Below are 23969 nucleotides of genomic sequence, written 5' to 3' on the forward strand. Positions count from 1 at the left end.
CTCAACGAAGGGAAAATCTGTCCAGGTAACGTTGGTTTGGAACTCGTGAGGGACTTGCGGAGATCGACAGGGATGAAAGCGCCATGAATGCGAGGCAGACGCTTTGGGTGCTTTTCGGCACAACATGCATCATGACTGTCGCTGTGCTCTACACAGGATTCGTGAAGTCTTACCTGGACCACGAGGTGCAGACAACGTTTTTCATTAAGCGATTTCCAACGTTTCAGATGGAGTTTTTTGATCCATTCGCAAACGAGGGAGATGATGTACCAATGAGTCAAATGTCAACATCCGACCGCGCAGAGTTTGCGGCTTACTGCAAATATCGGTTTGGATTGGATGCCGACAGCGATCTGGCGCTCGAGGACTGCAAGTCGAAAATTCCGCCGTACCTATAGCGGTTGAATGGCGCAAGAAGAGAAGCGGGCGAGGTCACCGCCCACTCTTTTTAAACCGCCCCAACCCACCATAATTCGGCAACTGATCGATCGTCTTCCCAACCGCTTTCGCATAAAGCGGCATCATATCCGGCATGCGCTTGAGCAAATCCTGCCGACGCTCAGGCCCATACGGATGCATCCAGATAAAGCCGTTATCCGCGCGGCGCGTGGCGGTATCGATCTTGTTCCACAAGGTCACCGCCGCGCGCGGATCGTAGCCCGCGCGTGACGCGATTTCGCTGCCGATCACATCGGCTTCAGTTTCATCGGCGGGAGCGTATTTCATCGCCATCAGCTGATCGCCGATCCCAAGCGGCTCCGATTGCAGGTTCGCGAAGCCGAACAATTGCGGCATCGTTCCGCCCGTCAACTGCTCCGCCTGCTGCCTGCCCAATCGTTCGCGCGCATGTTCGCGCAGCGCGTGCGCGATCCCATGGCCGATCATCATGCCGATTTCGTTATCGTTCAGATGCAGCTTGTCGATCAGCCCGCTGTACACGACGATCTTGCCGCCCGGCAGACAATACATCCGCACTTCCGGCGACTTGATGACATTGATTCCCCACTTCCAGTTCTTCGCGCGATCGTTCCACTTGAGCGCGAACGGAATCTCGTGATTGACGATATCGCGGACGCGTTTGACGAGCGCGTTGTCATCGGGAAGCAGGGTTTTCTTGCGTTCGGCGTCGTGAATGATCTGCGCATATTCCTCTGCGGACTGCGCTTCCAACGTGGCGGGCGGAATCAGATTGCGGAACAGCGCGGTATTGCCGAAACGCACCTGATTGTTCGGCGCGGTGTACGGTGGCGGCACCTTCTGTTCGTCCTGAGCATACGCGGACACAGGCGCGAGCGACGCCGATGCCATTGCGCATATCAAGGCGCGGAACAGGCCGGTTACCGTCATCGTCGGGTTCTCCAGGGAGCGATCTTCGGCAACAGTAACATGCCGGGAATCGACAACGCGACGCACACGAGGAAGTACTCGAACCAGCCCGTCTGCGCGACGATAAACCCGCTCGACGCCGCCGCGAACGTGCGCGGCACGGCCGCAAGGCTCGTGAACAGCGCGAACTGCGTCGCGGTGTAGCGCGGGTCGGTGGTGCTGGCGATATACGCGGTGAAGGTCGCAAGCGTGAGTCCGGTCGCGAAGGTTTCGAAGCCATAGAGCACGCCGAGCGCCACCGGCGACGACCCGATCTTCGCAAGCCACGCAAAGCCGATCGTCGCAATGATCTGAAGCGCGCCGAAAATCCACAGCCCGCGCGCAATGCCGATCTTCACCAGAAAAATCCCGCCGATAATCCCGCCCGCGATGCTCGTCCAGAACGCGACCGTCTTCGCGATCACGCCGATTTGCAGCGTCGTGAAGCCGAGGTCGAGAAAGAACTTGGTGGCGAGCGCGGTCGCCATCGTATCGCCGAGTTTGTAGAGGAAGATGAAGCCGAGAATGAACAGCGCCGCGCGCCATCCATCACGCGTGATGAACTCGTGAAACGGCTCGATGATCGCTTCACGCAGATTCTTCGGCGGCTTGCCGTGAATCTCCGGCTCTTTCACCACCAGCGTCATGACGATGCCCGGCAGCATGAACGCGGCGGTAATCAGAAACACCGTCTTCCACGGCAGAAACGTAGCAAGAATCAGCGAAAGCGATCCGGGCACGAGACCCGCGACTTTGTACGCGTTGACGTGCACCGCATTGCCGAGACCTTGCTCGGTATCCGCCAGCAACTCACGCCGATACGCGTCGATGACGATATCCTGGCTCGCGCTGAAGAACGCGACGAGCGCGGCAATCGCGGCCACGGCCCACAGATTCTCCGCAGGTGAGAAGAACCCGAACGAGCCGATCGCCACCGCGACGAGAATCTGCGTGACGAACATCCATCCGCGACGCCGTCCCGGACGCCAGCCGGGAAAGCGCGGGATGTATCGATCCATCAGCGGCGACCACACAAATTTCCACGTATAGGGAATGCCGATCAGCGCGAACAGGCCGATCTCACGCACATTGACGTGCGCGGTCGTCAGCCATGCCTGCAACAGGCTGTAGAGCGTGAAGAGCGGCAAGCCGGACGTGAAGCCGAGAAAGACGCAAATGAGGATGCGCGCGTTGAGAAACGCGCGCCAGCCGGGATGCTCTTCGTGTGCGGATAAAGCGGGCGCCTCGTGTGGCGTATCGGGCATAACGTGTAGCGGGAATAGTCGATGCGGAAAGCCGGCGATTTTACCGGCGCTTCACGCGATAGACCGCAAGACTACCACGCCAGTTCTCGCCCCAACGGATGGTCTGCCCTTCATGCAGCACCGCGCGATCCAGAATTTCGATGCCCACTTCCGGCGCAAGTGCTTCGAAATCCTTGATAGTCAGCACGCGCACGTTCGGCGTGTTGTGCCATTGATAAGGCAGCGACTTCGACACCGGCATATGCCCGTTGAGCACCGACAGCCGATGCCGCCAATACCCGAAGTTCGGAAACGACACGATGCACTCGCGCCCCACGCGCACCGTCTCGCGCAGAATCGCGGCGGTCTGATGAATGGTCTGCAAGGTCTGCGAGAGAATCGCGAGATCGAAGCTGTCGTCTTCGAACAGACGCAAGCCGTCTTCGAGATTTTGCTGGATCACGTTGACGCCCTTCTGCGCGCACGCGAGCACGCCCGCATCGTTGATTTCGATGCCGTAGCCGTTCACTTCCAGTTCTTCGCCAAGCAGCGACAACAGCGAGCCATCGCCGCAGCCGAGATCGAGCACGGATGAGCGCGGTTCCACCCAGCGCGCAATCGCGCGAAAGTCCGAGCGCAGCGCGAGCGAATCGAGTGTGAGCTGGTTCATGCGCCGATCTCCGTGGCAATGCGTTCGTAGTAAGCGCGCATCAGGTTGTGATAACGCGCGTCGTCGAGCAGGAAGGCGTCGTGGCCGTGTGGCGCATCGATTTCGGCGTAGCTCACGGTGCGCTTGTTGTCGAGCAGCGCCTTGACGATTTCACGCGAGCGCGCGGGCGCGAATCGCCAGTCGGTCGAGAAGCTCGCGATCAGATATTTCGCGGTGGTGTTGGCGAGCGCGCGTGTCAGGTCGCCGTCGAAGGCTTTGGCGGGATCGAAGTAATCGAGCGCGCGCGTGATGAGCAAGTACGTGTTTGCATCGAAGTATTCGGCGAACTTGTCGGCCTGATAGCGCAGATACGACTCCACTTCGAATTCGACATCGAAATTGAAGTTGTACGCGTCGAGCGCGCCTTCGGCACGACGCAGCGCGCGGCCGAACTTCACGGCCATGTCGTCATCGGACAGATAGGTGATGTGGCCGATCATGCGCGCCACGCGCAATCCGCGACGCGGCTTCACGCCGTGCGCGTAGTAATCGCCGCCGTGAAAGTCGGGATCGGAAAGGATGGCGGAGCGCGCCGTTTCGTTGAACGCAATATTCTGCGCCGAGAGCTTCGGTGTCGATGCCACCACGATGCAATGCCCCAGCCGCTCCGGATACATCATGCTCCACGCCAGCGCCTGCATGCCGCCGAGCGAGCCGCCCATCACCGCCGCGAATCGTTCGATACCGAAGCGGTCCGCCACGCGCGCCTGCGCATGCACCCAGTCTTCCACCGTCACCACGGGAAAACGCGCGCCGTAAGGCTTGCCGGAGGTTTGATCGATACTCATCGGTCCGGTCGAACCGAAGCACGAGCCGAGATTGTTCACGCCGATCACGAAGAAGCGATTGGTGTCGAGCGGCTTGCCCGGTCCGACCATGTTGTCCCACCAGCCGACGTTCTTCGGATCGTCCGCATGCACGCCCGCGACGTGATGCGACGCGTTCAGCGCATGGCAGACGAGCACGGCGTTCGAGCGCGCGGCGTTCAGTTCGCCGTACGTTTCCACGACGAGTTCGTAGTCGCCGAGCATCGAACCGTTCTGCATGGCGAGCGGTTCGGTAAAGCGCAAAATCTGGGGAGTGACGATGCCGATCGATTCCATTCATTCCGCCTTGTATAAGCGGCTAAACGGTGTCGGCGGGCGCGAGGAAAAACGTGCGCGGCTGACGACCTCTTTAGCCGCATTTGTAGTGAACTTCGGCATGTGTGCTCTGAAGTTCGCGCGCCCGCAATCGAGTCAGCAAATCGGCGCGTGTTGAAACATGTGACTTCGAAGTATAGCGGAAATCGTAATAACGCCTGCAATCGACACCTTGGATGCGATGCGGTTTCCTGTCTATATTGATGAGACTCGTCTTACGACAAAACGTATATGAAGCCGAGCCGTGTCAGACCGCTGAGCCATCTGAAAAGCCGCGCGGCCGAGATGATCCGCAATATCGTCGAAAGCCGCGAGCCGATGCTGATAACGCAGAACGGCGAGGCGAAAGTCGTCGTGCAGGATGTGCAGTCGTACGAAGATCTGCAACAGACGCTCGCATTGCTGAAGATTCTGGCGATGGGACAGCGCAATATCGAAGCCGGCGATTGCGTCAGCGCCGACGAGGTATTCACCGAAATCCAGCAACTCGACCGCGAAGAAGGCGTCAGGTGAAAACCGTGTTTCTCGAACCTGTGCGGCAGGATTTGCAGGACTTTCGCCGCTATGTCATCAACCATTTTGGCGGCGCGGCGTGGGCCGCGACGCGCGACAAGATCGCGGACGCCATCGCGGAAATCGAAACGCATCCGCGGCGCGGCGCGACGCCGCCCGAGCTGGTCGATTTCCGCATGACGGGTTATTACGAAGTGGTGAGCGGCACCAACCGCATCATCTACAAAGTGGACGATGAAACCATCTACGTGCATCTCGTCGTCGATCTGCGCTCGGACTTGCAGGATATTCTGGCGCGGCGCTTGTTTCGGATGTGACGCTCAGAGCGCGCGTCCGCGCAGCCCGAGCGTCAGCGCACGCAACGACTGCACCGTGCGATCCACATAATGCGGCCGCCCGGTGCGCATTACCGGCAAGTGCCCGACGATCCACACGGTCCGAATCCCCAGCCGCCGATAACTCTTCAAATGCCCGCGCGTATCCTCGACGAGGATCGCGTCGCGCAGGCGGACGTGCGCCTGACGCATCGCGCGGCGCAGCATCGCCGGATCGGGTTTGGAGCGCCAGCGCTTGCCCTGACGCATATCTTCGATGGCGATCACCCGCTCGAACATCCGCTCGATACCCAACTCCGCCATTACCTCGCGCGCGTAGATCGACGGCCCGTTCGTAATCACGATCTTGCGTCCCGGCAGCGCGTGCAACATGCGTTTGAGGCCGCGTTCGGCGCGCACCATCGACGGCAGATCGGCGAAGGTGTGGACCACGCGCAGGAAGTCATCGCCATCGATCTGATGATGCTTCATCAGGCCCACCAGCGCCGCGCCGTAACGCTGCGTATAACCCGTGCGCAGCCGATTCGCCTCGTCGATATCCACGTTCAGCCGCGACATGATGTACTGCGTCATGCCGTGATTGATCGCCGGGAAAATGCGATACGACGCGTGATGCAGCGTGTTGTCGAGATCGAATAGCCAGACGGGACCGGGAGTCTTTACTGGGCGACGGCGGGAAAGAGTCATTGGCGGATGTGAAAACGCCCGCGCGGGGCGGGCGTTTGAATCGAAGGTGAAGGCTTAATGCGAGCGGATCATCGTGCCGAACGGCTGCTCGGTCAGAATTTCGAGCAATACCGAATGCTCGATCCGCCCGTCGATGATGTGCACCGAGCGCACGCCGCTCTTCGCGGCATCCAGCGCGGAGGAAATCTTCGGCAGCATGCCGCCGGAAATGGTGCCGTCTTCGAAGAAGGCATCGATTTCGCGCGCGGACAAATCCGTGAGCAGATTGCCTTCCTTGTCCATCACGCCGGGAATATTAGTCATCATCACGAGCTTTTCGGCGTTCAGCACCACCGCCAGTTTGCCCGCGACCAGATCCGCGTTGATGTTGTACGACAGACCGTCTTCACCGAAGCCGATCGGCGAAATGACCGGAATGAACGCGTCGTCCTGGAGCGCCTTCACGACCGCCGGATTGATGGCTTCGACTTCGCCCACCTGGCCGATATCGATGAACTGACCGGGATTGTCGCGATCCGGCATCATCAGCTTGCGGGCGTGGATCAGACCGCCGTCCTTGCCGGTGAGACCGACCGCGTGGCCGCCGAAGTGATTGATCAGCGTGACGATGTCCTGCTGCACTTCGCCGCCGAGCACCCACTCGACCACTTCCATGGTCTCTTCGTCGGTGACGCGCATGCCTTGAATAAAGGTGCCTTGCTTGCCGATCTTCTTCAGCGCCTGATCGATCTGCGGACCGCCGCCGTGGACGACTACCGGATTGATACCGACCAGCTTGAGCAGAATGACGTCGCGCGCGAAGCCCTGCTTCAGACGCTCTTCGGTCATGGCGTTGCCGCCGTATTTGATCACGACCGTCTTGCCGTGATACTGACGAATATAAGGCAGCGCCTCGGCCAGAATTTCAGCTTTCAGCGTAGGCGCAATCTGTGTGAGGTCAGGTAGCTCGGACATGGCGGCATCGAGGCAAGAGCGTTTAAACACGCCGAATTGTACACAACTGACGCGGCGCAACAGGTCGTTTTGACGCGCGTCAGCGCGAAGGTTCCCTGCATGCGATGATGATGCGCGCAATCATGACAGGATGATGAACGTGCAGCCCGAACCCGGCGCATCGGCGGCTGAATCGATGCAACACTGCGAACGATGCGGCGCGGCTTTTCATTGCGGCGCCATCGCTGGCGATGCGACTTGCTGGTGCGCGTCGCTGCCGGCGTTGGGTATCGAATGTATCGAACGATTAAAACCGGACGCGCGCTGCCTCTGTCCGGCGTGTCTGCGCGACGAAACGGCGAAACAAGCCTGAAGGTGCGACATATCGCGCCACCCGCATCTGCGCCGTTCGCGCAAGCGGGATAATGTCGCAAGGCACGCCCACGGGGCGGCACGACACGCACTCGACTCCATGCACCGCATCACCAGTTCCGCACGCGTCAACCTCGGCCATTTGTTCTGGCTGCGCTCGTTCGCGATCATCGGTCAGTTATCGACCATTGCGATCGTGCAGATTTTTTATGGCGCGAAACTTCCGCTGCCCGCCATGCTGCTGGTGATCTTGCTGGAAATGATGTTCAACGGGCTCACGTGGCTGCGCGTGGCGCGCGGCCGTCCCGAGACCAACCTCGAATTGTTCGGCCAGATGTGGGTCGATCTGGGCGCGCTGTCGGCGCTTCTGTTTCTGTCGGGCGGCGCGACCAATCCGTTCGTCACGCTCTACATTCCGTCGCTTGCCATCGCCGCCGCCGTTTTACCCTGGTCGATGATGATCTGCCTCGCGGTTTTCGCGGTCGCGTGCTATGCGCTGCTGAGCTACAACTACGTGCCGCTCAACATCGAAAATCCGGCGAATCTGTTCGATTATTTCCGCACCGGCCTGTGGGTCAACTTTATGGTCAGCGTGGGGCTGATCGGCTGGTTCGTCGCGCGAATGTCGCGTGGCCTGCGCCTGCGCGACGCCGCGCTCGCCGACGCCCAGCAACGCCATTTGCGCGACGAACGCGCGGTCGCGCTCGGCGTGCAGGCGGCAACCGTCGCGCACGAAATGGGCACGCCGCTGTCCACCATCGCGATGCTGTCCGAAGAATTGCGCGATTCCGCCGCGCACGACCGCAACCTCGCGCCCTACGCGGCGGATTTCGAGTTGCTCGAACAACAAATGGCGCTGTGCACGTCGGCGCTGGCGCGTCTGCGCAGCCGCGCGACCGGCCCGTCCACGCGGCAGGCGCTCGACGAATGGCTCGCCAGTTTTATCGATCAATGGCGGCTGCGGCATCCGCAAGTGAAATTCGAGCAGAGCGAGGACACGCCGCCCGACGTCGCAATCGACGATCCGGTCGCGGTCGGCCAGATTCTGACCATTTTGCTCGATAACGCCGCGCGCGCCAGCAGCGAGTCGGTGAGCCTGCGGGTATCGACGGAAATGTTCGAGCGCGTCAGCACCGTGCGATTCGACATCTGCGATCGCGGGGCGGGCATTCCGCCCGCGCTGCGCGCATCGCTGGGTGCGTCGCCGGTGGACAGCACGCAGGGCGGCCACGGCGTCGGGCTTTATCTGGCGTTTGCATCGGCGGCGCGGCTGGGTGGATCGATCGAACTGGTCGCGGGCGAACCGCGCGGCACGCGTGCCGTGCTGCGTTTGCCGAATCGCGCGAAAAGCACACCGCCGGTACAACCGGCAAATATTGAACGAAGCGGCGCGTGAGCGCGCTTTCAAGGAACACGGAGAAAAGCAGCATGAGCGATATGAACTTCCTGATCATCGACGACGATGAAGTCTTTTCGGGCATTCTCGCGCGCGGCCTGACGCGGCGCGGCTACACCCCGCACGTCGCGCATGACGGAAACGAGGCCATCCGTCTCGCCAATCAGCACAAATTCGACTGCATCACCGTCGATCTTCATCTCGGACAAGACTCCGGCCTGCGTCTGGTCGCGCCGCTGCGCGATCTGCAACCGGACGCGCGCGTGCTGGTGCTGACCGGCTACGCGAGTATCGCCACGGCGGTGCAGGCAGTGAAGGACGGCGCGGACAACTATCTGGCGAAACCGGCGAACGTGGAGTCGATTCTCGCCGCGCTGCACGAGCAGGCAAGCGAACAGACGGCGGAAGAGGCGATCGAAAATCCGGCGTTGCTGTCGGTGGCGCGGCTCGAATGGGAGCATATCCAGCGCGCGCTGGCGGAGAACAACGGCAATATTTCAGCGACGGCGCGCGCGCTGAATATGCACCGGCGGACGTTGCAGCGGAAGCTGGCGAAGAAGCCGGTTCGGCAATAAAGCAGGGAAAGATTGTGCTGGCTCGAATAAGAACGCATTAAAGCGCCAGCACAAAAAAAGAACCGCCCAAGCCGGGGAACCAGGGCGGTAATCGGAGAGTTGCAACGACTATGTGCATATACATGGGGATACGCACAGGGACAGCATACGTTGCCTGATCGCACCCCCATATACGACTATTCCTAATATTAGGAAGTCTCTTAATTGATTGCTAATTGTCAGCAAAACGGTCAGTAAGTCGGAGATAAGCGATCCGACATGGCTTGCGCGATATCTCCCATATCTACGCTCAAGAATGCCCGGCCAAGCGCCGTAAAGCCTGACGGTACGTGAACGTGCGTTCGCGGCTGGCCGAGCGCGGACGCCGTCCGTGGGGCAAGTGAGGAGAGATCGATGAAATGGTTTGACCGCCTGCCGGTGATCGGCAAGCTGCTGGTGTCCTTTGCCGTCGTGATTGTGATTACCGCGTGCGTGGGTGGCATGGGTGTGCTGTCGCTGGCGAAAATGAACGGGCTGATCGCGGAGATCGGGGATCGCCATCTGGACGGGGTGTACTGGGTCGAAGAGGTCAACAAGAACAAGCTGAACACGGACCTCGCCGCCGCGAATCTGACTTTCGCCGATGCAGCCGGCAAGTCCAAGCTCCTGTCCGATATGTCCGCGTCGCTCGATGGCATGCACCGGGCGATCGACCAGTTGCGTCCGACGATCATCTCCACCGAAGGCCAGTCGCTCTACGACAACGCGGTGAAGGCGGTCGGCGGCTGGGAGGATATCGTTCAGATGCAGATGGGCACGAAGCCGATGCCGATCGACGTCGACCAAATGGGTTTGGTTTCGCGTGCGATTGCCGCGAGCGAAACCGCGCGCGCTGCGCTCGAACGGTTCGCCAATTTCACGCGTCAGAGTGCCACGGAAGCGCGCAATCACGCCGCTGCCGAATACGCGACGATGCGCGTGGTCATGCTCTCGCTCGTGTTCGGCGCGATGGTCGCGGGCGCGCTGCTCGCCTGGCTGATCGGCCGACGTTTGTCTACGCAACTTGGCGGCGAGCCGTCGTACGCGGCGCATATTGCCGACCGCATCGCCCATGGCGATCTGACGGCGCGCGTCGCCACGCGCCCCGGCGATGACACCAGCATGCTCGCGAGCCTCGGCAATATGAGCGCGAAGCTGGCGGATATCGTCGGCGGCATCCGTCATTCGAGCGATTCGATCCTGAACGCGTCGCGCGAAATCGCGCAGGGCAACGTGGATCTGTCGCAGCGCACGGAGGAGCAGGCGGCGTCGCTGGAAGAAACGGCGTCGAGCATGGAGCAACTGACGGCAACGGTGCGCCAGAACGCGCACCATGCCGATGAAGCCAGCGGTCTGGCTCGCGGCGCGTCGGATGTATCGGCGCGGGGCAGCGAACTGGTGAGCGAAGTGGCCGACAATATGCGCGAGCTGGCGGCGGGTTCGAAGCGCATGACGGACATCATTGCGGTGATCGAAGGAATTGCGTTTCAGACGAACATTCTCGCGCTCAACGCGGCGGTCGAAGCGGCGCGCGCGGGCGAGGAAGGACGCGGTTTCGCGGTCGTAGCGGGCGAAGTGCGGGCGCTGGCGCAGCGCAGCGCGACGTCGGCGAAAGAGATTAAGGAACTGATCGAAGCGTCTACGGCGCGCGTCGGCAGCGGCGCGGCGCTTGCCGAACGCGCCGGATCGACCATGCTCGAAGTCACGCAGGCCGTGCAGCGCGTCACGGACATCATGGGACAGATTTCGACGGCATCGCACGAGCAGAGCACGGGCATCGAGCAGGTAAATCAGGCGGTCGCGCAGATGGATCAGGTGACGCAGCAGAACGCGGCGCTGGTCGAGCAGGCGGCAGCGGCGGCCGGCGCGATGGCCGATCAGGCGGAGCAATTGAAAAGCGCCGTTGCGGTGTTCGAACTGGCGCAGACGGCGTAATTTCTGATCGCTTGCCACCCCGCATCGCACTCCGTAAACTCGCGCAAATTTCCAGAAACACGCGCGCCGCTTTTCGATACCTCGATGAGCGGCGCGTCCACGCCGAGGAGTGCGCTCATGTCCGATTCATTTTTCCCGCGCTGGCCCGTCCAGCCGGATGCTTCCGGCGGCCGCGTCGTCGCGCCTGACGAGCGCCTGCCGTGGCCGCAGATGATCGCGATGGGCGTGCAGCACGTCGTCGCGATGTTCGGCTCCACCGTGCTCGCGCCGCTCCTGATGGGCTTCGATCCCAATCTGTGCATCTTTATGTCGGGGATCGGCACGTTGCTGTTTTTCGTGCTGGTCGGCGGGCGCGTGCCGAGTTATCTCGGATCGAGCTTTGCGTTTATCGGATTGGTGATCGCGGTGACCGGTTACGCCGGACACGGTCCGAATATGAACATTCCTGTCGCGCTGGGCGGCATCATTGCGTGCGGCGTGGCGTATCTGCTGATCGGGCTGATCGTTGCGGCGGCCGGCACGAAGTGGATCGAAACGCTGATGCCGCCGGTCGTGACCGGCGCGATTGTCTGCGTGATCGGGCTGAATCTTGCGCCTATCGCCGTAAAAGGCGTGATGGGCAGCAATTTCGATTCGTGGATGGCGCTGGTCACGGTGCTCTCCGTCGGCGCGGTGGCGGTGTTCGCGCGCGGCATGGCGCAGCGGCTGCTGATTCTGATCGGCCTGGCGATCGCCTACGTGATTTACGCGGTGCTGACCAATGGCATGAGCATGGGCAAGCCGATCGATTTTGCGATCGTCGCGAATGCCGCGTGGTTCGGCATGCCGCATTTCACCGCGCCGGTTTTCCAGGCTCCCGCGATGGCGCTGCTCGCGCCCGTCGCGATCATTCTCGTCGCGGAAAACCTCGGCCATATCAAAGCGGTCGGCGCAATGACGGGCAAGAGCCTCGACAAGTACATCGGCCGCGCCTTTATCGGCGATGGCATCGCCACCGTCGTATCGGGCTTTGCGGGCGGCACGGGCGTGACCACGTACGCGGAAAACATCGGCGTGATGGCCGTCACCAAGATTTATTCGACGCTCGTGTTCGTGATCGCCGCGCTGTTTGCCATCGTGCTCGGTTTCTCGCCGAAGTTCGGCGCGCTGATCCAGACCATTCCAGGGCCGGTTTTGGGCGGTGTATCGATCGTCGTGTTCGGGTTGATCGCGGTGACGGGCGCGCGTATCTGGGTCGTCAATAAAGTGGACTTCTCGGATAACCGCAATCTGATTGTCGCGGCTGTGACGCTGGTGCTTGGCACCGGTGACTTCACGCTGAAGCTCGGCGGTTTTGCGCTCGGCGGCATCGGAACCGCTACGTTCGGCGCGCGTTCTTTTTTCTCTGCGGTTCCGGTCCGCGCGGTTCTCCCGCTGACGTGCCCCCCCCCATTTCCCGATCCATTTTTAGGAATTTCCGTGTGTCGCGCGTATGGCGTGCTCGCTACATTTAGCGCGCGGGCTTGCAGTGCCATACCTTGGTTCGAATCAATTGCTTAGGATGGCAAATCAAAGCTGCCAGTCAACAATTTTGCATTGGCAGCTAAAGCTCGAATTCAACTGATATCAACTATGGATCGTGGGCAAGGAAGCAAGATGAAAACGGAAGTTGCAGGAATGCAGCAGCAATCGGCTGCTGGTGGGCAAATATCGAAAAGACGCGCGTCTCTGAAGATATGGATGACGGGCATTGTGGCTTGCCTGGGAATGACGAGCGGTCTGCAAGCGAACGCTCAGACGCTCGGTTTCGGCTCGCATGCGGATAACGTGGTGGGCGGCCAGCCAGGATCGGGCGTTGCAATCGGATTTATGGCGAACGGTGATTCGACGTCGAAGGGCGGCTCGTCGCCGGTTGCGATCGGCTCGAAGTCGAACGCGAGCGGCGCGGGCTCGCAAGTCGCCGTGGGCGACCATGCCACCGCGACCGGCATGAATTCGATCGCCATCGGCGGTCACACGTATCGCGACGGCGCCACCGCGACCGGCGATTACGCGATCACGATGGGCGCGGAGTCCGTGGCCAGCGGCACCGGCGCGCTCGCGTTCGGCGGCGACGCGTCGAAGGGCGCGGTCGCCGCTGGAAATTACGCGGTGGCTTTCGGCGCGCAGGCATTGGCGTCGGGGACGAATGCATTGGCGCTCGGCAAGGGCGCGCAGGCCGGTAACGACGGCGACGTGGCGCTTGGCGCGGGTAGCATCACGCAGGCGGCAGTCGGAACGTCGTCGGTGACGATCAATAGCGCGACTTACGGCTTCGCCGGAACGACGCCGATCAGCACGGTGAGCATCGGCAGCGCGGGCAGTGAGCGCACGCTGACGAACGTCGCGGCGGGTCGTATCGATTCAACCAGCACGGACGCCGTGAACGGTTCGCAACTGAACGCCTTCAACGAGGCGATGGCGCGCGCGGACGCGAAGGTGAACGCGCTCGGCTCAAGCGTGGCCAACGCGTTCGGCGGCGGCGCGGCCTTCGATCCATCGACCGGTTTGATTGGCGCGCCCGCCTTCACGGTGTATGGCCAGGCGAACGCGGATGTCGCCAGCGCGATCGCCGCGTTGCAGAGCGGCGCGCCCGTGCAGTACTCGACGGCCGCTGCGCCGACCACCGGCCTCGGCCCGAACGGCGCGCCGCAGAGCAACGACGTGACGCTGGTCGGTCCGGATGCGACATCGCCGGTCGCGCTGCACAACGTCGCTGCGGGCGTCGCCGCCACCGATGCCGTGAACGTCGCGCAACTCAACGAAGTGGTGAACGCGGCGGTCATCAACATCGGGCCGACCGGTGATCAATGGGTCGCGAGCAATCCTGCGACGGTCACCGCGCCGTCCGCCACCGGAACCGATGCGCTCGCCGCAGGCAGCAGCAGCGTTGCATCGGGCAAGGCATCGACGGCGATTGGCACGGGCGCGGTCGCAAGCGCCGACAATTCCGTTGCGCTCGGCGCGAATTCCGTTGCGGATCAGGCGAATACGGTGTCGGTCGGGTCGGCGGGCAACGAGCGGCGCGTGACCAACGTCGCCGCGGGCACGGCCGGCACGGACGCCGTCAACGTGAATCAGTTGAACACGGGGCTCGGCAATCTGCAGAACCAGATGAACGCGAACGTGGCGAATCTTCAGGATCAGATTTCATCGAACCTGAAGAAGTCGTACGGCGGCACGGCTGCGGCCATCGCGATTGCCGGATTGCGTTACGACGATCGTCCCGGCAAGGTTTCAGCGGCTGCGGCAGTGGGCTACTACCACAGCCAGATGGGCCTTGCGGCGGGCGTCGGCGGTACTTCGGATGACGGTCGCTGGCGCGTCAACGGCGGCCTCACGGTCACACCGACGTTGTCATCGCCGGATGTGGGCGCGGTGGTCGGCGTATCGCATACGTTCAACTAGCCGCCATCCCGCGCTTGCGATTCACAATCGCCGTCTCCGAGAGATCCAGCTCGCGCATCAGCTTGTTGAGCGTTTCATCGTTGATGGTTTGCGCCGACCGCAGCCGCAGCAGTTCCGCGCGTTCGGCGCGCAGCGCAGCCATTTTCAGCCGCGTCTCGATCACTTCGCCTTTCTTCGCCGCCACGCGAGGCGCTTCGTCATCGCCCAGTTGTTCGAGGCGCTGGCGATACATGCCCATCACGCGCGCGGCGGAATCGGCGCAGCGGGCGGACGCGGCTTCGTCCATTTGCTCGATCAATTCGTCGTGTTCCTCGTCGATGGCGCGAATCGCGGCCTGCGCGGCGCGGCGTCGCGCCATGCGTTCTTCGGCGGCGTGCGGATTGCGAATCTTCGCGGTGCCGCGCATCAAAATGGGCAAGCCGATTACCGCGATCATCAGCGAAGCCAGAATCACCGCCGATGCAATGAAAATCGCCAGATCGCGTCCTTCGAGCGGCGCGCCGTTTTCGAGCGTCACCGGCAGCGACAACACGCCCGCCAGCGTCACCGCGCCGCGCACGCCACCGATGGTCGTCAACGCGAGCGTGCGCATGCCGGGCGCAGCGCTGTCGATCCCATGCTTCGCCGCGCCTCGGCTCGCGACCCATCGCAGGCAATACACCCAGACGAAACGCAGCGCATAGAGCGCGAGCACCGTCGCCACGACATAGCCGAACAGCAAGCCGACTTGCGCGTTGCCATCGTGATGCGCCTCGATCAGCGCCTGCCCGATGATGTGCGGAAACTGCAGCCCGAGCAGAATGAACACCATGCCGTTGAAGACGAATTCGATCATCGTCCACGTGCTGGTCATGCGCACGCGCACCGCGCTCGGAATGCTGTCGCGCAGACTCTGAATATTCATCATCATCCCCGCCGATACCGCCGCCAGAATGCCCGAGCATCCCACGCGCTCCGCGACCACGTACGCGGCGAACGGAATCAGGATCGTCAGCACGACGCCCGCGGCGGGATCGTCGTCTTCGGAGAATTTGAGCAGGCGCGCGGGAATCTCGGTGACGGCCCAACTGATCGCCGCGCCGATCACCAGGCCGCCCGCCGCGATGATGAGGAAACTGACGGTGGCATCGCGTAAAGAGAACACACCGGTCAGCGCCGCCGCGATGGCGAACTTGAGCGCCACCAGACCCGAGGCGTCGTTCATCAGCGCTTCGCCTTCGAGAATGTGCATCAGGTTGGCCGGAATGCGATTGCGTCCGGCGATACCCGTGAGCGCCACGGCATCGGTCGGCGAAAGCACGGCGGCGAGCGCGAACGCGACGGGCAGCGGCATCGACGGAATCATGGCGTGCAGGAAGTAACCGAGCACGCCGACGGTGATGAACACCAGCCCCAATGCGAGCATAAGGATGGCGCGGCGCTGCATGTACAACTCGCGCTTCGGAATGCGCCAGCCATCCGCGAACAGCAGCGGCGGGATAAACAGCAGCATGAACAGTTCGGGATCGAAGGTGACGTGCAGGCCGAGACGCGGCCACGCCAGCACTGCGCCGATCACGATTTGTACGAGCGGAAGCGGCAATTTGACCGGAAGCAGGCTCAGGCCCAGTCCCGACAGCGCGACCGCCAGCAGCAGAATGAGGACGGTAAAGACGATTTCCATGTGGGCGCTGTTTTGCGTGGAAGCGTTTGTGCGCTAAAGCACGACCCGGCATGACGCGCGATGGCGTCGTCTGCGGCCGGCGTCTAGCATTGTTTTGCGAAGTGAACCGAAGTTTAGCCCGTCGATGAAAATCGGGCAGATTCCTTACAAGCGATGGAAGCGCACCGAATCGGTGCATATGTCATGCGAAATCGCCGTGTGCCGGTGCATAGCGACATCGAAAAGCCGGAAAACGAGGGTGCAATGCGCGCATGGAGCTTGCTTTATGACGTACCCGGGATGCGAGAGAGTCCCGGAAGACCAACGAGGGCAGTTCTATGGAAACGGGACGTAAGGTGTCGGCGCATCGGCGAGCGGGAGCGTCGGCATGGTGATCGCAAATCCGGAAAAATCGACGGTGACCACGCGCAGTTTCGAACTCGGCGTGATGTCGGGTCTCGACCGCTATTCCGTCGAACATGGCGGCCTCACGTTATCGAGCGTGTTTCAGCCGGTGTTCAGCTTGTCGCATATGCGCGCGGTCGGCTACGAAGGATTGCTGCGCGCCCACGATTCGCTCGACCGGCCGGTGTCGCCGCTCGATGTGTTCGGGCAGGCGTCGCGCATTGGCGAGGCGCTGGTGATCGACCGGCTGGCGCAGGCGCTGCATCTGGAAAACTTCAAGATGCTCGGCGCGCGCGATGAATGGCTGTTCCTCAACGTGCATCCCGGCGCGCTGACCGAGCCGTATCACGCGGCGGCGCTGCTGGCGAATCTCAAGCGATTGCATATCGAACCGCGGCGCGTGGTGCTCGAAGTGATGGAGCAAAGCGCCGAGGATGTCGAACGGCTCGCGCAGGCGGTTCAGCAATTCCGCGAACACGGCTTTCTGATCGCGCTGGACGATTTCGGCGCGGGGCACACGAATATCGAACGGATCTGGCAACTCGATCCGGATATCGTCAAGCTCGATCGCGTGATGCTTTCGCACGCGGGGCAGAACGTGCACGCGCCGCTGTCGCCGCGCACGATCAAGCAGCGGCGGAATATGGAAGCGGTGCTGTCGGGCATCGTCTCGTTGCTGCATGAGGCGGGCAAGCTGGTGCTGATCGAAGGCGTGGAGACGGAGCACGAAGCGCAACTTGCGCTGGCGAGCGGCGCGGACTTTGTGCAGGGCTTTTTCTTCGCGCGGCCGCATCCGGGACCGGCGGATGGCGTGCATGCGCAGACGGTGATCGGTGAGTTGACGGAGCGATATCGATTGCAAACGGAAGCGCGCGAGCGGCGTGTCGCGACGCGGCTTCAGCCTTATATTCGCGCGTTCGAGCGTGCGGCCGAGCGGCTGGCGGCGGGCGAGCCGCTGGAAGAGGTGTGCTGGAATTTCCTCGCGCTCGATAACGCCGCCCGCTGCTTTTTGCTCGATGCCAATGGCAAGCAGGCGGGACGCAATGTCGTGCTGCGTGCGGATCGTGCGGCGACTGAGGCGCGGTTTTTGCCGCTGGTCGATGCGCAGGGAGCGAACTGGCTGCGTCGTCCTTACTTTCGCGCCGCGCTCGGAGACCCCGAGCGCGTGCATGTTACGAAGCCTTATCTGTCGATCAATGAAGCGATGCCTTGCGTGACCTTGTCGGTGGAGACACGGCTGGATGGCAAGCGGTGTGTACTGTGTGGCGATGTGGATTGGTTTCCCGAAGAGGACATCGCATAACTCAATTCACTCACTTCGCCACCACCACCGGAATCCCCTTCAGACTCGCCGCGCCTTTCATCGTGCCGATGGCCGCGCGGACTGCATCGCCGGTGGCGGCTTCGATGCCGATACGCGCCGCGATATCGCGTTCGCTGCGCTTGACCATCGCGACGTTCGCGAGCTTGACGTGACCGTAGCCGCGCACGCGTTCGAACAGCGCAGCGAGCGATTTCACGTGCTCTGCGTTATCGACGTTCATCGAAGACAACGCACGCGATATCGTCACTTCGAAGTCGTCCGCGAGTTGCCGCTCCATACGACGTTCCAGCGTGCGCCCGAACGGATCGATCATCGTGCCGCGTAGCGCGCGAAACTTCGCGAGTCCGCCGAGCACGGGCCACATCCACTGGCCGAAGGTTTTCTTCTTCGGCGCATCGCCGTTGCGTGAAAGCGTGGGCGGCGCGAGGTTGAACTTCACGGTGTAGTCATCGCCTTCGAATTGCGCGGCAAGCGCGGCGCGGAACGACGGATCCGTGTACAAGCGCGCGACTTCGTATTCGTCCTTCACGGCAAGCAGCTTATAAAACGTGATCGCCAAGGCGCGCTTCACGTCATCGTTCGATGCAGCCTTCGCCAGCAACGCACGATATCGCGTCACATATTTCTCACCGCCATACGCGAGCAAACGCGCTTCACGATCGCGGATCAGTTCATCGAGCGACATCTCCGCTTGCGTCACATGCTTCGCCACCACTTGCGCCGTCAGCGATTCCAGCGCGTTCATATCCTCAGCCGCGAGCCGCCCGATCGCGAACGCCAATTTATTCGATGCCACCGCCACGTTATTCAACTCAAGCGCCCGCATCAGCGCCGCATGCGAAACCGGCACCAGCCCGAGCTGCCACGCGAAACCGAGCATCAGAATGTTCGCGCCGATGGTATCGCCGAGAAAGCGTTGGGCGAGCGCTTGCGCATCGCAATGACGCATCGCGTTGGCGGCATCGATGCCCGCTGCGTGACGCATCTTGTCGAGCAAGGCATCGGCATGAAGATTGGCTTCGGGGTTCTGCACGAAGCTCGCGTTCGGAATCGCGTGCGTATTGACGACGATCTTCGTCCGATCATGCCGCACGGTTTGCAGCGCTTCCGGACTCGCGCCGACGACCATATCGCAGGCGAGCAGCAAGTCGGCTTGCTGTGTATCGATACGCACCTGATTCAGCAACGCATCTGTCGCAGCGAAGCGCACGAACGACAGCACCGAGCCGCCTTTCTGCGCAAAGCCCATGAAATCCAGCACCGATGCGCTCTTGCCCTCCAGATGCGCCGCCATGCTGATCAACGCGCCGACCGTCACCACCCCCGTGCCACCGACGCCGGTCACGAGAATGTCGTACGGCGCGTTGTCCAAATGCGTGTGCGGCATGGCAAGCGCATCGACGCGGCGCGCGAGTTCGGCGGGATCGAACGCGTGACCTTCGGCCTTCTTCAGCTTCGCGCCTTCGAGCGTGACGAAGCTCGGGCAAAAGCCCTTCACGCACGAGTAATCCTTGTTGCACGACGATTGATCGATACGGCGCTTGCGCCCGAGCTCTGTTTCGATCGGCTCGACAGACAGGCAATTCGATTGCACGCCGCAATCGCCGCAGCCTTCGCACACGGCTTCGTTGATGAACAGACGCTTATCCGGATCGGGATACTCCTTCTTCTTCCGACGCCGACGCTTTTCCGCAGCGCACGTCTGGTCGTAGATCAGCACGGTCACGCCGGGCGTATCGCGCAGACGGCGCTGCACGGCATCGAGTTCATCGCGATGATGAAACGTGGTGCCGCGTGGAAACTGATCTTCCTGATACTTGTCCGGTTCGTCGCTGACCACGATCAACAGCGCGATGCCTTCCGCTTCAACCTGACGCGCAATCTGCGGCACGGAAATGCTGCCATCGACAGGCTGACCGCCGGTCATGGCGACGGCATCGTTATAAAGAATCTTGTACGTGATGTTCGCGCGCGCCGCGACGGCCTGACGGATCGCGAGAATGCCGGAATGGAAGTAGGTGCCATCGCCGAGATTCTGGAACACGTGCGGCGTTTTCGTGAACATGGAATGCGATGCCCAATCCACGCCTTCGCCGCCCATCTGAATCAAACCGGTCGTGTCGCGCTCCATCCACGAGGCCATGAAGTGACAGCCGATTCCCGCCTGCGCCACCGATCCCTCCGGCACTTTCGTCGATGTATTGTGCGGACAACCCGAGCAGAAGTAGGGCGTGCGCTTCACGTTATCAGCGATATTCGACAGGATTTCCGGCGCGACGAGATCGACCACGCGGTCGCATCGATCGAGCGCGGGTTTGTGATGCGCGAGCCATTGAGCAAACACCGGCAGCACACGCGAAGGCCGTAGTTCGCCGAGCGCGCTCAACAACGGCGTGCCATCGGGCGCGTTCTTGCCAACCACAACCGGCCGCGCACCGTGCGCGCGGTTGTAGAGGTGCTCCTTGATTTGCTGCTCGATCACCGGCCCTTTCTCTTCGATCACCAGCACTTCGGACAGACCATCGACGAAGGTATCGAGCCGCGTGGTTTCGAGCGGATACGACAAACCGACTTTGTAGATGCGCACGCCTGCCGCATCGAGATCGTCGGTGGTGAGATCGAGGCGGCGCAGCGCTTCCATCAAATCCAGATGCGCCTTCCCGCACGTTACGATGCCCACGTTCGCGCGCGCACTCGGCGCAATCCATTTGTCGATGCTGTTCGTCCGCGCGAAGTGCCGCACTGCATCGATCTTGGCGTGCAGGCGCGCTTCGATGGTCAGGCTCGGCAGATCGGGCCAGCGATTATGCAAACCGCCTGGCGGCGCGGTGAAACCCTCGGGCATGTGCCAGTCGAGTTTCAGCGCATCCAGATCGACTGTCGAACCGGACTCCACCGTCTCCGATATCGCCTTGTAGCCGACCCACGCGCCCGAGAATCGCGACAGCGCCCAGCCGTAGATGCCGAACTCCAGCATATCCGCCACGTTCGATGGATTGATCACCGGCATGTGCCACGAGATCATCGTCTGGTCGCTCTGATGCGGCATCGATGACGAGACGCAGCCGTGATCGTCGCCCGCGACCACGAGCACGCCGCCGTGCGGCGACGAGCCGTAGGCGTTGCCGTGCTTGAGCGCATCGCCGGCGCGATCGACGCCCGGCCCTTTGCCGTACCACATCGCGAACACGCCATCGACGGTGCGTTCCGTATCCGATTCCACCCGCTGCGTGCCGAGCACGGCGGTGCCGCCGAGTTCTTCGTTGATCGCGGGCAAGAACCGCACATCGTGCGATGCGAGCAGTTTCTTTGCCTTCCACAATTGCTGATCGACCATGCCGAGCGGCGAACCGCGATAGCCGCTGACGAAACCGGCGGTATTCGCTCCGGCGGCGCGGTCGATATCGTGTTGCATCAGCAGAAGGCGCACGAGCGCCTGCGTTCCGGTGAGAAAGATGCGGCCCTTGGTGGCGCTGAGGTTGTCGCTCAGTTGATAGTCGGACAGGGCGGTGGGAATAAAGGCATCGGCGGGGACGCGCGCGTTCATGAAATCTCCGTTTTGTTTTATGTGAGGCGATACGCCATTCTTTGCCGACAATTGCAGAATGTTTTTGCTGACTCGCTCCGATTGCTCCTTGATCGCAAAGCGATGCGTTGATTTTCAGCAAACGCGAGGAAAATCTTCTCGATACTGAATGTCTGCGCGTATACCCGGATCGGGCGCACGCGTGCATTGCGACTAACCTGAATGTCTGCACAAACGAGGAAAACGACGCCGATGAAGCTCTATTACTGGCCGAAGACACGCGCCTTCCGCGCGCTGTGGATGCTCGAAGAAATGCGCGTGCCGTACGACTTCGAGTTCGTGAATATCCGCGCGGGCGCGCAGAACGACGCCGCGTTTTGCCGCGTTAATCCGATGTCGAAATTGCCTGCGCTGGAGGACAACGGCGTGTGCGTGGCGGAGTCGGGCGCGGTGCTGTTGTATCTCGCGGACCGTTATCCGCAAACGGGCTTAGGCGTTCCATTCGATGACCCCGCGCGCGGCCGCTTCCTGCAATGGATGTTCTTCACCGGCTCATGCCTGGAACCGGCGATGGCCGAGCGCATGACCGGCGCGCAGAGCAATACGGTGAGTTTCGGCTGGGGCGATCTCGCACGTGTGGAGCACGCGATCGAATCGGCATTGGAAGAGGGGCCGTGGCTGCTGGGCGATCAGTTCAGCGCCGCCGATATCCTCACGGCAAGCACGCTGCAAATCGCCTTTATGGCGAAGCTGATCGAACCGGAAGGCGTGCTGTTCGATTACGTCGAACGCGCGGTGGCACGCGAAGGATACGAACGCGCGGCAGCGATCGATCATCGTGAAGCCGAGCGGCTGGCGCTGCGGCCTCATGTCGGCGCAATCAAAACATCTTGATTTAAGGAAACGCGCGCGGCTTCGGAATGCCCGCGCCCGCTTCGATATCCGCCACCGCGCGCTGATGCGCCAGATCGACGGCTTGCGCTTTATCGGCCAGGCCGTCGTCGCCACCGACCGTAGCCCACTCCTGCACGGCTTTATCGTTATGGCGGATTTCGTACTCCGCGTCCCAGCGCGCGCCTTGCAGCTCGACGGGCCGGACGTGGATCGAATAGACGCCGTATAGAAAGATCTGCTCCGGCATGATGCCCTCCGCAGTATGGCCGAGCTTAAAGCTCGATTTCCCCGAGAATCCGATGCGCGAGCGCGCGAGCTTCCGCCAGCGCCTCGGTTTCGTTTTCCGATGAGGCATGCACTTCGTAGACCGTTGCGTCGTTGCCTTCGCCGTCGTCGCGCAGCAGCGAAACGAGCCCTTGATACTGTCCCGAGTCGATGGCGCGCACGCCGATCGTCGCGGTGTAAATGCCCTTCGTGTAGGTCGTGTCTTCCATGATGGATGCACCTTTCTCGGCCGAAGCCAGCGAAGAACAGCAAGAGACGCTGAGGGTGAAATCCATGCTAGCACGCAGATATTTCGCGCGTACGACGGCTATTTCTTCCGACCTGTGACGCTTATTTCAGCAATTCTTCGACCTCGTCCAGCGAAGGCGAATGCGCGCCCGAATGACGGCACGCCGCCGCGCCCGATGCCAGCGCGAACTTCAGGTGATCGCCCCAGTTGCCGTGACGCGCCATCAGGCTATAGAGCAATCCGCCGATGGACGCATCGCCTGCGCCGACCGTGTCCGCCACTTCCACGCTCGGTGGCCGCGCCTTGAAGGTTTCATCGCCGACATAGAGCGTGGCTTCCGCCGAGCCGCGCGTGACGAGCACGGTCGCCTGCGGATTCATCGCGCGAACTTTGGCGAGCGCGTCGGTTTCGGGAATGCCTTTGAACAACATATGCAAATCTTCGTCCGATACCTTGATAAGGTCGGCGAGGCTCGCCATGTTGCGCAGAATCGGCTCGTAGCCGTGTTCCATCAAATTGCGATAGTTCGGATCGAAACTGATCTTCACGCCGTGTTCGCGCAATTCGGCCGCGAGTTTGGCGAGCGTGCTCCCAAGCGGCTGACGCACGAGACTGATGCAGCCGAAGTGCGCCCACTTCACGCGCTCCATCCAGCCTTGCGGCAGCTTCGACGGATCGAACGCGAGGTCCGCGCCGTTTTCGCCCATGAAGTAGTACGTCGGCGGCTGCGTCTTGTGGACGATGGCAAGCAGAGGCGGGCGCTCGACGCGCTGCATAAAGCGCATGTCGAGGCCAGCCGCAACGCTCGCGTCCCACAGATCATCGGAGAAATTATCGGTGCCGAGCGATCCCGCCGATGCCGTCGGCAGCCCGAGCCGCGCCACCGCACGCGCGACGTTCCAGCCCGCGCCGCCCGGACGCGACAGCCAGCTCGATACGTCCGTGCGGATCATGTCCGTGAGAATGTCGCCAGCGGAGACGAATTGCGGAAAGTTTGCTTGCTCGCTTGCCATG

The 23969-nt window shown here is 61.8% G+C and carries 20 protein-coding genes and 1 pseudogene; 10 read left to right on the forward strand and 11 right to left on the reverse strand.

Annotated elements, in window-relative coordinates; translation table 11 throughout:
* Positions 1 to 432: 432 nt before the first annotated feature.
* From P7F28_RS31800 to P7F28_RS31815, 4 genes are read right to left on the reverse strand one after another with little or no spacing between them, the layout of a single operon-like run.
* A complete protein-coding gene (locus P7F28_RS31800) occupies positions 433 to 1347 on the reverse strand; it encodes a M48 family metallopeptidase (RefSeq protein WP_277189259.1) in 915 nt (304 codons plus the stop codon).
* Entirely contained in the window at positions 1344 to 2630 is a 1287-nt protein-coding gene (locus P7F28_RS31805) for an AmpG family muropeptide MFS transporter (RefSeq protein WP_277189260.1), read from the reverse strand. Before P7F28_RS31805 ends, P7F28_RS31800 begins: the two co-directional genes overlap by 4 nt.
* Before the next feature lie 40 nt (positions 2631 to 2670).
* On the reverse strand, positions 2671 to 3279 hold the full coding sequence (gene metW / locus P7F28_RS31810; RefSeq protein WP_277189261.1) for a methionine biosynthesis protein MetW: 609 nt from the start codon (positions 3277 to 3279) through the stop codon (positions 2671 to 2673).
* Positions 3276 to 4421, reverse strand: coding sequence for a homoserine O-acetyltransferase (locus P7F28_RS31815; RefSeq protein ID WP_277189262.1), 1146 nt, complete (start codon positions 4419 to 4421; stop codon positions 3276 to 3278). The genes metW and P7F28_RS31815 overlap by 4 nt, the downstream gene beginning before the upstream one ends.
* Positions 4422 to 4691: 270 nt before the next feature.
* On the opposite strand from P7F28_RS31815, the gene P7F28_RS31820 reads away from it, so the two are divergent.
* Positions 4692 to 4973: a type II toxin-antitoxin system Phd/YefM family antitoxin gene (locus P7F28_RS31820; protein WP_277189263.1), complete on the forward strand. Its 282-nt coding sequence runs from the start codon at positions 4692 to 4694 to the stop codon at positions 4971 to 4973.
* On the forward strand, positions 4970 to 5290 hold the full coding sequence (locus tag P7F28_RS31825) for a type II toxin-antitoxin system RelE/ParE family toxin (protein WP_277189264.1): 321 nt from the start codon (positions 4970 to 4972) through the stop codon (positions 5288 to 5290). The genes P7F28_RS31820 and P7F28_RS31825 overlap by 4 nt, the downstream gene beginning before the upstream one ends.
* A 3-nt stretch (positions 5291 to 5293) precedes the next feature.
* On the opposite strand, the gene P7F28_RS31830 is transcribed toward P7F28_RS31825, so the two are convergent.
* Positions 5294 to 5995, reverse strand: coding sequence for a pyrimidine 5'-nucleotidase (locus P7F28_RS31830; RefSeq protein ID WP_277189265.1), 702 nt, complete (start codon positions 5993 to 5995; stop codon positions 5294 to 5296).
* A gap of 54 nt (positions 5996 to 6049) precedes the next feature.
* Positions 6050 to 6949 carry an acetylglutamate kinase gene (gene argB, locus P7F28_RS31835; RefSeq protein WP_277189266.1) on the reverse strand — a complete coding sequence of 300 codons (900 nt, stop codon included), beginning with the start codon at positions 6947 to 6949 and terminating at the stop codon, positions 6050 to 6052.
* A gap of 133 nt (positions 6950 to 7082) precedes the next feature.
* Between argB and P7F28_RS31840 the strand changes: the two genes are divergently transcribed.
* The 6 genes and pseudogenes from P7F28_RS31840 to P7F28_RS31865 all read left to right on the forward strand — a co-directional run bounded on the left by P7F28_RS31840 (position 7083) and on the right by P7F28_RS31865 (position 14650).
* Positions 7083 to 7301: a cysteine-rich CWC family protein gene (locus P7F28_RS31840; RefSeq protein WP_277189506.1), complete on the forward strand. Its 219-nt coding sequence runs from the start codon at positions 7083 to 7085 to the stop codon at positions 7299 to 7301.
* A 99-nt stretch (positions 7302 to 7400) separates the two neighbouring features.
* Positions 7401 to 8696 carry an ATP-binding protein gene (locus P7F28_RS31845; RefSeq protein WP_277189267.1) on the forward strand — a complete coding sequence of 432 codons (1296 nt, stop codon included), beginning with the start codon at positions 7401 to 7403 and terminating at the stop codon, positions 8694 to 8696.
* Between the two features lie 32 nt (positions 8697 to 8728).
* Positions 8729 to 9271, forward strand: coding sequence for a response regulator transcription factor (locus P7F28_RS31850; RefSeq protein ID WP_277189268.1), 543 nt, complete (start codon positions 8729 to 8731; stop codon positions 9269 to 9271).
* 393 nt (positions 9272 to 9664) lie between these two features.
* Entirely contained in the window at positions 9665 to 11224 is a 1560-nt protein-coding gene (locus P7F28_RS31855; RefSeq protein ID WP_277189269.1) for a methyl-accepting chemotaxis protein, read from the forward strand.
* Between the two features lie 117 nt (positions 11225 to 11341).
* A pseudogene (locus tag P7F28_RS31860) lies at positions 11342 to 12595 on the forward strand (solute carrier family 23 protein); the annotation flags it as partial.
* 348 nt (positions 12596 to 12943) lie between these two features.
* Positions 12944 to 14650, forward strand: coding sequence for a YadA-like family protein (locus P7F28_RS31865; protein WP_277189270.1), 1707 nt, complete (start codon positions 12944 to 12946; stop codon positions 14648 to 14650).
* Here P7F28_RS31865 and P7F28_RS31870 read toward each other — a convergent pair.
* Positions 14643 to 16313, reverse strand: coding sequence for a Na+/H+ antiporter (locus P7F28_RS31870; RefSeq protein ID WP_277189271.1), 1671 nt, complete (start codon positions 16311 to 16313; stop codon positions 14643 to 14645). The two genes, P7F28_RS31865 and P7F28_RS31870, sit on opposite strands and share 8 nt — an antisense overlap.
* A gap of 367 nt (positions 16314 to 16680) precedes the next feature.
* On the opposite strand from P7F28_RS31870, the gene P7F28_RS31875 reads away from it, so the two are divergent.
* The gene (locus tag P7F28_RS31875; protein WP_277189272.1) at positions 16681 to 18000 is read left to right on the forward strand and encodes an EAL domain-containing protein; all 1320 of its coding nucleotides are present in this window, start codon (positions 16681 to 16683) and stop codon (positions 17998 to 18000) included.
* A gap of 10 nt (positions 18001 to 18010) precedes the next feature.
* On the opposite strand, the gene P7F28_RS31880 is transcribed toward P7F28_RS31875, so the two are convergent.
* Complete coding sequence (locus P7F28_RS31880; RefSeq protein WP_277189273.1) at positions 18011 to 21568, reverse strand: indolepyruvate ferredoxin oxidoreductase family protein; 3558 nt, start codon at positions 21566 to 21568, stop codon at positions 18011 to 18013.
* A gap of 231 nt (positions 21569 to 21799) precedes the next feature.
* Between P7F28_RS31880 and P7F28_RS31885 the strand changes: the two genes are divergently transcribed.
* On the forward strand, positions 21800 to 22441 hold the full coding sequence (locus tag P7F28_RS31885) for a glutathione S-transferase family protein (RefSeq protein WP_277189274.1): 642 nt from the start codon (positions 21800 to 21802) through the stop codon (positions 22439 to 22441).
* Position 22442: 1 nt separating this feature from the next.
* Here the strand turns inward: P7F28_RS31885 and P7F28_RS31890 are convergent, their stop codons facing one another.
* The 3 genes from P7F28_RS31890 to P7F28_RS31900 form a co-directional block, all read right to left on the reverse strand.
* Entirely contained in the window at positions 22443 to 22688 is a 246-nt protein-coding gene (locus tag P7F28_RS31890) for a hypothetical protein (RefSeq protein ID WP_277189275.1), read from the reverse strand.
* A gap of 25 nt (positions 22689 to 22713) precedes the next feature.
* Positions 22714 to 22935 carry a hypothetical protein gene (locus P7F28_RS31895; RefSeq protein WP_277189276.1) on the reverse strand — a complete coding sequence of 74 codons (222 nt, stop codon included), beginning with the start codon at positions 22933 to 22935 and terminating at the stop codon, positions 22714 to 22716.
* Between the two features lie 121 nt (positions 22936 to 23056).
* The gene (locus P7F28_RS31900) at positions 23057 to 23968 is read right to left on the reverse strand and encodes a carbohydrate kinase (RefSeq protein WP_277189277.1); all 912 of its coding nucleotides are present in this window, start codon (positions 23966 to 23968) and stop codon (positions 23057 to 23059) included.
* Position 23969 lies beyond the last annotated feature (1 nt).

It is taken from the genome of Caballeronia sp. BR00000012568055, from assembly GCF_029439455.1.
Lineage (GTDB): Bacteria > Pseudomonadota > Gammaproteobacteria > Burkholderiales > Burkholderiaceae > Caballeronia.